The organism is Bacteroidota bacterium, assembly GCA_013696965.1.
Lineage (GTDB): Bacteria > Bacteroidota > Bacteroidia > JACCXN01 > JACCXN01 > JACCXN01.
Map to the genome: position 1 here is coordinate 31,251 of JACCXN010000094.1, position 13,003 is coordinate 44,253.

The following is a 13,003-nucleotide window of genomic DNA, read 5'->3' on the forward strand; positions in this document are numbered from 1 at the left end:
TATTCGGGAGGTTCTTTTAACAAATAAGGATATTATTAAAGATGGAGCAGTTTGAAAAGAAAATCCTTAAACAAGAAGGAAAGACCAAAAATCAGGAAGAAGAAACCCAGCTTATTTTTAAAGCTTTGAAAGAACTTTTAAATCCAAACGTAAGAACCCAGAGAATCCATAGGATTTAAGACGAAACAAAAAAAACAACTCCAATCCCCACATTGCAGAATTTACATCTGTTTAGATTATGCGCTATAAAAATCAAAATACAAATTATTAGTTTTTGAATGTACAAAAGTCTGTCATTTTCTGTTCTTATATCAAAAATAACAAAGGGAGTTTACCGATAATTTTAAAATTGAAATTTAGTGAAGCGTAAGCAAGTCGAAATACATTATTCTGGTTTTATCTTCAACACCTGTTGATAAAAGAAATTCAAAACCATTTTTTGCATAAAAGGATAGCTGTTTAGGTTTATTGTAGGCATCCAATAGTAATAACCTACAAGCAGGTTTAGAATCCATTATTGAGTAACCCTTGATAAAATCCATCAACTGATAAGAAATTCCAGTTCCATGATATTTATTATCAACACCTAACCTACCAACTTTTACAGCAGGGTACTGTCTAATTCTTTTTTCATTAGGAAGTTTTATTTTCCTGTGAAGCTTATTAAAAGCGCTATTATCATAAAGATCATTCAAACAATCATTTGAGATACAGAAAAAAGCTACTACCTTCTCTTTTCCTGTTTCACCTTTTGTAAACACATATGTGTTTGCCATCAATTGTCTTTGGTAGTTTAGGGCGTCATCTCTTAAAAATGCATTTATGTCTGCATCTTTACAGTCAAACTCAGAAATATCAATTTCTGTTGAAAATAATTTGAATTTGAAATCAAAAAGCTCCAAGTATTATTTATTTGATAGAACTTTTTTAACTATACTGCTAATTCTTTCTTTTACTTCCTTGGTTGCTTTCTTATTGGATGCAAGAAGGCGGTTAAATCTTTCAGAAGACTTACCTTTTAGTAAAGGAGTGGGTTTAATTGGAGTTGCCATAATCTTTATTGTTTTTCAAATTTAATAATTTACTGGAACTTCCCCTTCTTTTACTTCCTTTTAAACGTAGTTATTACTTTAAATGTTTTAGTTTACATGTATTTACCACTAATTTCCTTCAAAAACGATGCCTTATCTTAAGGGAAAGTAATTGTTCATTAGTTCCCCGTGGATGGGACTGTGGAAGTTACTACTTGTTTTTTTTATATCCAATCTGTGGCTGGGGCTTAGGTTTTTTTTTCTTGTCCAGTAATTCATCAAGATTCTGATTATCCTCCTGCAGCACTGTTCATTGTGCTTATCCTTAATTGGATTAGGGGGTTACTAAACCTTGTAGTAAAAAGCCTGATAATACAGCATTTTTAAAAATTGCAGATAAAAAACATTTGTTTATCGTAATTATAATTTAATTTAGCAGTAAAAATTATAAAATCATGAGAAACAAACTACTTATCATTACTTTTTTTATTGCATACGGATTTATTCAAAATCCTTTATCTGCACAAATTGTATTTCTTGTAAATTCACCTGCAAGTGTGGCTGGGACTTATCCCATTACTTTTGTCGATAACACATGGGGAATTGATATGGCCACAGCACCTATGGTTTGTGGCACATTGGTAGTTGTAAGAGATAATACAACAGGAGATTCCTTAGGATGCAACCCTTTGATTAATTCAGCACAAGTCAACGGAAAAATAGCGGTTGTTTACCGTGGCTCATGCCAATTTGGAAAGAAAGCTTATCAAGCTCAATTAGCTGGTGCAATTGCGGTTATTATTGTAAATAATGTAACTGGAGGACCTATAGGCATGGCAGCTGGAGATGATGGGCCATTTGTAACCATACCTACAATTATGATAGGTATGGAGGATGGAGCCTTGTTAAGGCCTCATATTAATGCAGGAACTGTTAATGCGTGTATTGGAACCCAGTTTGGACTTTATCCAAATGACATTGGTATTTCCAGTAAAGATGTATTAAAAGCCAAGAGTTTTTCCATTCCCAGTTTATTGGCTCAGACTAGTGCCGACTTTTCTATTCCCTTAGGCGCCTGGGTAGTTAATTATGGTACAAATAATCAAACAGGTGTATCCCTATCCTCTTTAGTGAGGTTAGGAGCAAATGTATTATACAACCAAACATCCTCTGCCTATTCAATTAATTCCGGAGACAGTGTTTTTATTCCTTTACCCGCTTTTTCTCAACCTTCTTATAACCCTGGGTACTATACCCATACCTATTCTGTTACCTCCAGTGTGACAGATGATTTTCCCAACAATAATAATGATCTGAAATTTAACTTTTGGATCAACAATTCCATTTATTCAAAAACCAGGATAGATTCTGTTAGTTTACAGCCTATTTCAACAACCCATACTAAGGCTAATTCTTCAAGTAATTGGAGATGGTGCATTTATATGGATGATAATAATTTAAACAGGGTTCAGGTAGATTCAATTTCTTTTAGCAGTACCACTCCTGCTGGTATTTCACTTCTTGGTAAAACTGTAATTACAGAATTATACCAATGGAATCAGTCTTTTAATGATATTTTTTTAGTTGATCAGGAATATTATGATTATACCCAGGATTTACAGGGGCAGTTTGTAACTTCAAATTTTGCCTCCCCTGTAATATTGAACAGTAACACTAAATATATGGCTTGTTTGAATCTATATGATCAGGATATAAATGTAGGTTATGACAATCAGTCAAACTATGCTTTAAATGCTGCAACCAATAATGATTTGAATTCAAATTTTCCTGTATATGCGAATAATACCTGGTATACCGGATTTGCAGGAAATCCGGTTCCCTCAATAATAGTTCATACTTCCTCCTCGTTGCCGAATGCTGATTTTACTGCCAATCAAACCAGTGTTTGTACTGGAAACCAGGTAGCATTTACCAGTACATCAACAGGATCAATTACTTCCTATTCCTGGAATTTTGGTGCCGGAGCCTTCCCTGCCTCAGCAACAGGTGTGGGACCCCATAATGTTAGTTATTCTACAGCAGGAAATAAAACAATAAGCCTTACAATAAATGGGTCCTCTGGTTCAGACGTAGAAACTAAGAACAATTACATTTCGGTATTGCCAACCCCAGCTCAGCCAGGTGCCATTTCCGGAAGTATAAATGTATGCGAAGGGAATACTGAGAGTTATTCCATAGCACCGGTTGCTGGAGCCATTAATTATACCTGGAACCTGCCTTCGGGATGGAATGGTTCTTCTTCTACTTCATCTATTTCTACCACAACAGGTAGTGCAAGCGGCACAATTCAAGTTACTGCTAATAATTCTTGTGGAAGCAGTGCTGCTCAAACTTTAAATGTTTCTTCAAATCCCACAGTAAATGCAGGTATTTCGATTGCTGCCAACAATACAATAATATGTGCAGGGGAAATGGTTACATTTACTGCTACCCCCATTAATGGAGGTACAGCACCTATCTATCAATGGAAGTTAAACGGAGCAAATGCAGGAACAAACAGCAATGTTTTTTCTTCCCCATCCTTTAATAATGGAGATGTTGTAAGTTGTGAAATGACCTCTAATGCACCCTGTGTAATGGGATCGCCAGCAATGTCTGCTGCATTAACCATCAGTGTGGTTTCTTCAATAACTCCAACACTGGGTATATCAACAGATGCAAACCCTGCATGCGTTGGTTCTCTGGTTACTTTCACATCTTCTCAAACAGGTGGAGGAACAACTCCTGCATACCAATGGAAACTTAATGGAAGCAATGTTGGGACAAACAGTAACACTTACTCCAGTTCTGCCCTGAATAATGGTGACGAAATTGAATGTACAATGACTTCTTCTTCAAGCTGTGCCACTGTTTCTACTGTTAATTCAAATACCATCGTTATGAGTATGTTGTCTTCTGCTGCCACAAGTGTAAGTATTAGTGCAAGTGCTAATTCTGCCTGTGCGGGAAGTACTATTATTTTTACTGCTACTCCTGTGAACGGGGGAACAAGCCCAGCTTATCAGTGGAAATTAAATGGAAGTAATGTGGGAGCAAATAGCAATACGTATTCAAATAGTGCTTTGGTTAATAATGATAATGTAACTTGTGAAATCACTTCTTCTCTTAGTTGTGCTTCAAATCCAACAGCTGTTTCAAATACAGTTACTATGAGCATTGACCAGGTTGTTGCAGCAAGTGTTGCTATTGCAGCGGATGTTAACCCGGTTTGTCCGGCAGCACCTGTGGTTTTTACAGCCACTCCTAATAATGGTGGTTCCTCTCCGGCATATCAATGGATGGTAAATGGAAGTAGTGTTGTTGGAAATGGTGCTACTTATTCCAATTCAACCCTGGCAAATGGGAACAATATCACCTGCTCAATGCTGTCCAATGCTAATTGTGTTACAAATTCTCCTGCTATCTCAAACAATGTAAGCATGAGCATTCATCCCAACCCTGCAATACCCGCTATTACCCCAAGCAATAATATTCTTGTTTCATCTACAGGAAATTCTTATCAATGGTCTTGGAACGGAATTGTAATAAGTGGTTCAAACTCACAATTATACACGGCAACCTTAGATGGAGATTATACTGTTACCATTACCGATGCTAATGGTTGTAGTGCAACCTCCGGTATTTACACCCTAAATACAAGTAGCATTGAGAAAATAAACCAGAATAGTAAGGTTGAGATCTATCCAAATCCTAGCAGCGGGCTATTTACTCTTTTATCTGAAGATTTAAATGGCAAAACCGAATTAAAGGTTTATAATTTATTGGGAGAATGTGTTAAGTCCGAACAAATAGAAGTTTCAGGAAAATTAGAATATAGTTTGGATATCTCTGAAATGGCCCCTGGTGTTTATAATCTTACTATTCAAAACAACAACACCCTTATAAACAATAAAATAATTAAGAATTAGTACGTTTTTTTTAAAATACAATGGGTACAAAAATAAAATTTTCATGATTTTATTTTTGTACCCATTTAAATTTATGAAAGATACAGGGGGAGCTTGTTGGAAAATAAATCGGTAAGGAATTGTTTTCCAACAAGCATAGTAATATTAAATAAGTCGAAACAGATTTAAAGAAAACCCCTTGAACATTATGTTTAAAGGCTAGAAATAAAGTAATTTTCTTATTATTTCTTTAAGTTATGCTACTTCCAATATGAATTGAGCATCAATATTTAGTTTTGCATGTAATTTCTTGGCCAGTTCAATTGTAAGTTTTCTTTTGCCAGAAAGTAATTCTGATAGACGTGTTTCACTCACTTCTAAAAGCTTTGCAAGTTGCTTTTGTTTCAGATTCATCTCAAACATTTTATACCTAATCATCTCAATAATATTTGTTGGCTTCTTTATTGGCATCAAAGGAATACTATCTTCATATTCTTCGGCCATTAGGGAAAGTTCCTTTAGGGTCTTCACAGCCTTTGATGGTAATTTATCTATTCCGCCAAGCTGGGTAATTTTCTGAAGTGATTTTTCTATTCTTTTCATCACTTCGTCATATTCTTCCCTATTCTTGATTTGTGAGGTTTTCATAGGTATATAATTTATTCATTTTTAATTATTCCATTAAGGAACTCATGAATGCTAAAGCATTTGTTTTTTAATTGTCACGCGATTTATCGGGAGCCATGTTATATTCGATTAGTGTATGTGACCTTGGTTGTATTCCAATTTCATATTAACGATTTTTAGTTTTACAATTATATGTTTGAGCAATCTATCTTATCATAATCAGCATGTGTGCCAATAAAGCGGATATACATAGTTCTGATATTAAAAAACAACAATATCACTAATCTGTATTTATTTCCTCCGATATTGAATACATACCTGTCATTCCCGACAAAATCAACGCTTTTACTGAATGAAGCTTTAACATCGTTAAGGTTGTTCCAATCAGATTTTTTGCATAATTAATACCACCTGTTCAAAGCAGTTAGACAAAGGCTTTATTTTTTCTCTTTCCAAATCTGATTAAAAGACTTAGGAGCAATTTTAGGCAAGTCCCTTTTTTCTCCCCAGGCTTTTTTGAAGAGGCGTTTTAGCATGAAATTTTTTAAGTTTGCTCCTCCTTTTTCCATGGTGCTTCTCTTTAGCATGGCTGCTTTCCAAAAAAACATGGACCAGTTTTCCGACTTTGTGCTTAAGCTTTGTTTCACAGAATCCTTTCTGTTGTATAAAAGCATTTTATGCAATTCTATTTTAACAGGGCACACTTCAGTGCATTTTCCGCATAATGAGGAGGCAAAGCTAAGGTGCTTATTCTTTTCCATTCCTTCAAGATGAGGCATAATAACCGCACCAATTGGGCCACTGTAAGTAGTTCCATAGGAATGTCCGCCAATGTTTTTATATACAGGGCATGCATTCAGGCAAGCTCCACAACGAATACAAGACAAGGCCCTGCGCTGTTCGGGTTGGGCAAGTAAGTTTGTTCTTCCATTATCAAGTAAAATAACATACATTTCCTCAGGCCCGTCTGTTTCTCCTGCTTGGCGTGGACCATTAATAATGGTATTATAAACGGTGAGATTTTGTCCCGTTCCATGCGTGGCTAAAAGAGGCCAGAAAAGGTCAAGGTCTTTGGTTGAGGGAATTAATTTTTCAATACCGGCAATGGCAATATGAACTTTTGGAAAAGCCATTGACATCAAAGCATTTCCTTCGTTTTCTGTTATGGCTATGGCGCCAGAATCAGCAATTAAAAAATTTGCACCGGTTATGCCTGCTTGGGCAGTTCTGAATTTATCCCTTAGCTTTTCTCTCACATAAGCTGTTATATCAGCCGGGGAACTGTCTAATGGTAAATTGAATTTTTCATGAAACAACTTTGCCACATCCTCCTTTGATTTATGCATGGCAGGGGTAACAATATGATAGGGTGGCTCGCCATCCAATTGTTGAATGTATTCGCCCAAATCTGTTTCCACTGTTTCTATTTGCCTTTTTTCTAAAGCTTTATTCAAACCGATTTCCTCGGTAACCATTGATTTTGACTTAACCACAATCTTTGTGTTGTGTTTCTCCAGTATCTGAAATACTTCTTTTAGTGCCTCCTCTGTATCTTGTGCCCAAATTACTTTTCCGCCCTTTTTGGTAAAATTGGCTTCAAATTCAATAAGGTACTTTTCCAGGTTATCAATTACTTTGTTTTTTAAATGGGCAGCCCTGGTCTTGGCCAGGTCCAGGTTGCTGTATTGTTCTTTTCCAAGAACTACTGAATGATCGTATTTGGAAATGTTGAAATTTAATTTTTTCCTGTGATCCAGGTCAAATGCCTTTTTTGAAGCAATTAAAAACGAATCTAAATGTGGAGCCATAGCTTGATTATTGCAGTATCATTACTGGAAAGACAAATTTAAGTTAAATTATATGCTAATTAATAGGAATTTACAGTTTTAATGAACTTAAAATTGTTAATTGAGGAAAATGATTGTCTAAAAATTATTTTTTGGTCTTTTGGATGGGTAAAATGTAGACTAAACGGGGCCTAAATATTGCATTAATGGTGAAATTTAATCCTGCGGGATCATTTTATATGCAGATTTAATTTTACTATTTTAATAGCCATAAATTTATTTCCCTCCATGATTCCCCTAAAAAGTAAATTTATAATTTCTATCTTTATATAATTAAATGGAAAAGTTCATTTTCCGATGCGCAGTGCTACAAAAAGGTGAATTGCCAAAACCCATTTGAACGGATATCAAATTACAGCAATGAAAAAAAAACACAAATCCAAAGATCCTATAAAGTCTATATTAACAAAAGATATTACTTCTATTCTTGAAAAGAATCCTAAAAAAGCATTTAATTACAAGCAAATTGCCGGAATTCTTCGCATGGATGATCCTGCGACAAGAACACTGATAAATGAAATTTTAGTTGAATTAAAGGATAGGAATGTGTTGGAAGAAGCGCAAAGAGGATGCTTTAAAATGAATGTTTCCAATCCCTACATTACAGGTGTTGTAGATTTAAAGGGAAATGGAGCTGCCTATGTAATTACAGATGATTTGGAAGAAGATGTATATGTAGCCCCAAAATTCGTAAGAACGGCCATGCATGGAGACACTGTAAAGGTGTATATAATCAGTAACAAGAAAACGGGTTCAACAGATGGTGAAATAGTTGAAATTATAAAAAGAGCACGAACTGAATTCGTTGGAAGAGTTCAACTTTCTGCACGTTTTGCTTTCCTTATTCCGGATAGCACAAAAATGAATGTTGATTTGTTTATTCCCCTGGAACATTTAAAAGGCGCAAAGGATGGACAAAAAGCAATTGGAAGAATTACAGAATGGCCCAGAGGAGGTAAAAACCCGGTAGGTGAAATAATTGATGTATTAGGTGAACCGGGCGATAACGATGTAGAAATGCATGCAATTTTAGCAGAATTTGGTTTGCCTTATTCATTTCCCAGAGATGTGGAAATACTGGCGGATAAAATTCCTATAGAAATTTCACAACAAGAAATTGAGAAAAGAAGGGATTTTCGCAAAATCACAACCTTTACCATTGACCCGGTTGATGCTAAAGATTTTGATGATGCTTTATCCATTCGTAAACTTGAAAATGGCAATTGGGAAATAGGAGTACACATTGCCGATGTTTCACATTATGTGAAGGAAGGCTCAGGGATTGACAAAGAAGCTTTTAACAGGGCTACTTCTATTTACCTTGTTGACAGGGTAGTGCCAATGCTCCCGGAGGTTTTGTCTAACAACGTTTGTTCCTTAAGGCCAAACGAAGAAAAGCTTTGCTTTTCTGCAGTTTTTGAAATGGATGATGATGCAAGGCTAATTAAAGAATGGTTCGGAAGAACCATAATAAATTCCGATAGAAGGTTTACATACGAAGAGGCCCAGGAAGTAATTGAAACAGGTAAAGGAGATTTTCAAGATGAAGTGCTGACACTTGACCGACTGGCAAAAATTTTAAGGGCCGATCGTTTTAAAATAGGCTCTATCGATTTCCATACCATTGAAGTTAAGTTCAAAATGGATGAAAAAGGAAACCCAATAGGTGTTTATATTAAGGAGCAAAAGGATTCTAATGAATTAGTGGAGGACTTTATGCTCTTAGCAAACAGAAGAGTTGCCACATTTGTTGGAATGAAGCATACAGATAATTCTGATGGCAAAGAGAAAGAAGAATCAGCAAATGGTAAGCAAGGCAAGCTTAACCATAAAAACATAAAGGATAAAAACAAGGACGAACAGTTAACTGAAATTAAACTTGATCCTTTAAGGCCCTTTGTTTACCGCATTCATCCCACACCTAATGAGGATAAACTGAGAACCTTTGTGCAGTTTGTAAATAAGATAGGATTTAAAATGACGCTAAAATCAAATGCGGATGCATCCTTTGCATTAAATAAGTTGATTAAGGAGGTAGAAGGAAAAAAAGAAGAAAACATGATTAGCCAGCTTGCCATTCGCACTATGGCAAAGGCAATTTATACCACAAAAAACATTGGCCATTATGGATTAGGCTTTAAATACTATTCTCATTTTACCTCACCCATTCGTAGATATCCTGATTTAATGGTTCACCGCTTGCTGGCTCAATACCTGGAAGGAAAAACAGTTAAAGCAGAAGGCCTGGAAGAGCAATGCAAACACTCCTCAGATATGGAAAAACTTGCTTCTGAAGCAGAAAGAGCATCTATAAAATACAAGCAAGCCCAGTATCTTGAAGAAAGAATAGGGGAAGCATTTGATGGCGTTATTTCTGGAGTTACAGAATGGGGCTTGTATGTTGAGATAATTGAAAATAAATGCGAGGGAATGATCCGTATAAAAGACATTGAAGGTGATTTTTATATTTACGATGAGGAGTCATATTGCCTTATCGGGAAAAAACACGGAAAAAAGTATCAAATAGGGGATAAATTAAAAATAGAAGTAAAAAAGGTTGATTTGATGAAAAAACAAATCGATTTTATGCTTGCCGAAGAGGATTGAATTCAATTTAAAACCCACCATTTTCAATTATAAAAAGCGAAACAAAGCACAGAAGAAATGATAAAAGTAGCAATTGTTACAGGAGGCAGTAAGGGCATTGGCAAGGCATTGGTTAAAACATATTCAGAAAATGGATATACAGTTTATTCCATAGCAAGAACAAAAAACACTGAACTGAAAAATAAAAACATAAAGCATATTCTCTTTGATCTTAGCAATACCATTGAATTGGAAGAAATGGTTGCTAAAATGTTTAAAAAAATTAAATTGAAAGAACTTGATTCCATTACACTTATTAACAATGCAGGGAGTCTTGGTAAAATTAAAAGTATTGAAAAAGTGGATGTAGAAACAGTTCAAAAAACCATTGCATTAAATACAACAGCTCCAATGGTTTTAAGTGCCTTATTTATACGAAACACTTCCAAATTATCCTGCATTAAAAAAATTATAAATATTTCTTCCGGGGCAGCTAAAAATCCTTATGCCGGATGGACCATGTACTGCTCAACAAAAGCAGCTTTGGACATGATGACAAAAACAATAGCACTTGAGCAGCAGGAACTTCCATTGGGAGTGAAAATCATATCGCTTTATCCTGGAGTTGTGGAAACAGCAATGCAGGAAAAAATAAGGAAAACTCCGATAAAAGATTTTAAGAGTGTTGGAAAATTCATTGACCTAAAAGAACAAAATCTTTTGGCGGACCCTATTGATGTTGCATCTGCTATTTTTTCACTGGATGAAAAAAATCAATTTGCCAATGGGGAGGTTGTTAGTTTGAAATAAAAAAGGCCTAAAAGAAGAATGAACTAATTATTTAATATTCATTACAACTTTTTGCTTTCCGGCCATTTTTCTTGCTGCAGCAGCTATATTCTCGGCACTGTAACCACATTCTTCATGAAGCTCAGCTTGTTCTCCATGTTCAATAATAACATCGGGAATTCCAAGGCGGATTACTCTTGATGAATAATTGTTATCAGCCATAAACTCAAGAATTGCACTTCCCATTCCACCCATAATACAACCGTCTTCAACAGTAATTACTTTTTCAAACTTTTGAAAAACTTCATGCAATAGCATTTCATCCAGGGGTTTTGCAAAACGCATATCATAATGCGCTACTGATATTCCTTCATTCTCCAAAACATTACAAGCATTTACAGCATAATTCCCAATATGGCCAATAGTTAAAATAGCAATTTCTTCACCTGTTTTTATCCTGCGTCCGGTTCCAGGAATTATTTTTTTGAATTGGGTTTTCCAATCGGTCATTACTCCGTTTCCCCGAGGATAACGGATTACAAAAGGCCCCATGTCTTCCAGTTGGGCAGTATACATAAGGTTGCGTAATTCTTCCTCATTCATTGGAGCAGACACAATTAAATTGGGAATACACCGCATAAAAGCAATATCATAAGCACCATGATGAGTTGAACCATCTGCACCAGCAATGCCTGCCCTGTCAAGACACAAAACTACATTGAGGTTTTGAAGGGCCACATCATGAATAACCTGGTCATAAGCCCTTTGCATAAAGGAGGAATAAATATTGCAAAAAGGAACCATTCCCTGTGAAGCCAAACCTGCTGAAAAAGTTACAGCATGTTGCTCAGCAATGCCTACATCAAATGCCCTGTCTGGCATTGCTTTCATCATAATATTCAAGGAACAGCCCGAGGGCATGGCTGGCGTAATTCCCATTATTCTGGAATTTTTTTCTGCAAGCTCAACAATAGTATGTCCAAATACATCCTGGTATTTTGGGGGCTGGGGTGATTTTGGTGATATTTTTATTATCTCTCCCGTTTCCTTATTGAAAAAGCCGGGGGCATGCCATACAGTTTGATTTCCCTCTTCGGAATATTTGTAACCCTTGCCTTTTTTAGTTACACAATGTAAAATTTTAGGCCCTGGAATATCTTTCAAATCACGCAACACTTTTTCCAGATGCAAAACATCATGCCCATCAATAGGACCAAAATACCTGAAGTTAAGAGACTCAAACATATTGCTTTTATTTAAAACAGCTGTTTTAATAGAGTTCTCGATTTTTTGTGCAATTACCTGAGCATTCGGACCAAATTTGCTGATTTTACCCAGCAAGTTCCATACCTCGTCCTTTACCTTGTTGTATGTATGGGAAGTGGTGATATCAGTTAAATAATGTTTCAATGCCCCTACATTGGGATCAATGGACATGCAATTATCATTTAAAATTACAAGAAGGTTTGTGTTTTCAACACCTCCATGATTTAAACCTTCAAAAGCAAGTCCTGCTGTCATTGCCCCGTCTCCTATTACTGCAATGTGCTGCTTGTCTTTTTCTTTCTTGTAGTGAGATGCTACGGCCATTCCAAGGGCAGCAGAAATGGAAGTGGATGAATGTCCTACTCCAAAGGTATCAAAAGGACTTTCTGATCTTTTTGGAAATCCACTTATACCTTTATAAATTCTGTTTGTTGGAAAAGATTCTCTTCTGCCAGTTAAAATTTTGTGACCATAAGCCTGATGGCCAACATCCCATACCAATTGGTCAAAAGGAGTGTTAAAAACATAATGAAGTGCAACAGTAAGTTCAACCACTCCAAGGCTTGCCCCGAAATGACCTCCTTTTACTGAAACAACATCTATAATATACTGCCTCAACTCCATGCACAATTGAGGGAGTTGTTCGGTTTTTATTTTTCTTAAATCAGCCGGATCTTCTATTTGCTTTAGAAGAGGCCCTGCAGCATTTTTCATGGCTTCAATTTATTTTTTAAAAAAACAAAGATATAAAGAAAATCTTTGAATAGATTTTTGATGTACTAATTACTGTCCGCCACGGGTTATTGGGTAATTTAATACAATTTAAATTATCGATTAGTCTGATTTTAATTTTCTTGTTTTTTCCTAATTATAGATGATTAGGTTCCAATATATAGTAAACGCATTAAATAAAATTAATTGTCCCTAAAACCGACATCCTTGTTTATTA

8 protein-coding genes and 1 pseudogene are annotated in these 13,003 nt (G+C 35.7%); 3 read left to right on the plus strand and 6 right to left on the minus strand.

Annotation, left to right across the window (positions count from 1 at the left end):
- Positions 1–356: 356 nt before the first annotated feature.
- Both H0V01_14675 and H0V01_14680 read right to left on the minus strand, forming a co-directional pair.
- On the minus strand, positions 357–902 hold the full coding sequence (locus H0V01_14675) for a GNAT family N-acetyltransferase (protein ID MBA2584615.1): 546 nt from the start codon (positions 900–902) through the stop codon (positions 357–359).
- Between the two features lie 3 nt (positions 903–905).
- On the minus strand, positions 906–1,052 hold the full coding sequence (locus H0V01_14680; protein ID MBA2584616.1) for a hypothetical protein: 147 nt from the start codon (positions 1,050–1,052) through the stop codon (positions 906–908).
- Between the two features lie 434 nt (positions 1,053–1,486).
- On the opposite strand from H0V01_14680, the gene H0V01_14685 reads away from it, so the two are divergent.
- Complete coding sequence (locus H0V01_14685) at positions 1,487–4,960, plus strand: T9SS type A sorting domain-containing protein (GenBank protein MBA2584617.1); 3,474 nt, start codon at positions 1,487–1,489, stop codon at positions 4,958–4,960.
- 234 nt (positions 4,961–5,194) lie between these two features.
- Here the strand turns inward: H0V01_14685 and H0V01_14690 are convergent, their stop codons facing one another.
- From H0V01_14690 to H0V01_14700, 3 genes and pseudogenes are all read right to left on the minus strand, one after another.
- Complete coding sequence (locus H0V01_14690) at positions 5,195–5,587, minus strand: helix-turn-helix domain-containing protein (protein MBA2584618.1); 393 nt, start codon at positions 5,585–5,587, stop codon at positions 5,195–5,197.
- Positions 5,588–5,754: 167 nt separating this feature from the next.
- Positions 5,755–5,985: pseudogene (locus H0V01_14695) on the minus strand (type II toxin-antitoxin system HigB family toxin).
- Between the two features lie 18 nt (positions 5,986–6,003).
- Complete coding sequence (locus tag H0V01_14700; protein MBA2584619.1) at positions 6,004–7,374, minus strand: iron-sulfur cluster-binding protein; 1,371 nt, start codon at positions 7,372–7,374, stop codon at positions 6,004–6,006.
- Between the two features lie 399 nt (positions 7,375–7,773).
- Here H0V01_14700 and rnr point away from each other — a divergent pair, with 399 nt between their 5' ends.
- The gene (gene rnr, locus H0V01_14705; GenBank protein ID MBA2584620.1) at positions 7,774–10,020 is read left to right on the plus strand and encodes a ribonuclease R; all 2,247 of its coding nucleotides are present in this window, start codon (positions 7,774–7,776) and stop codon (positions 10,018–10,020) included.
- Positions 10,021–10,077: 57 nt separating this feature from the next.
- A complete protein-coding gene (locus H0V01_14710) occupies positions 10,078–10,809 on the plus strand; it encodes a (S)-benzoin forming benzil reductase (protein ID MBA2584621.1) in 732 nt (243 codons plus the stop codon).
- Positions 10,810–10,836: 27 nt separating this feature from the next.
- Here the strand turns inward: H0V01_14710 and H0V01_14715 are convergent, their stop codons facing one another.
- Entirely contained in the window at positions 10,837–12,768 is a 1,932-nt protein-coding gene (locus H0V01_14715) for a 1-deoxy-D-xylulose-5-phosphate synthase (GenBank protein MBA2584622.1), read from the minus strand.
- Positions 12,769–13,003 lie beyond the last annotated feature (235 nt).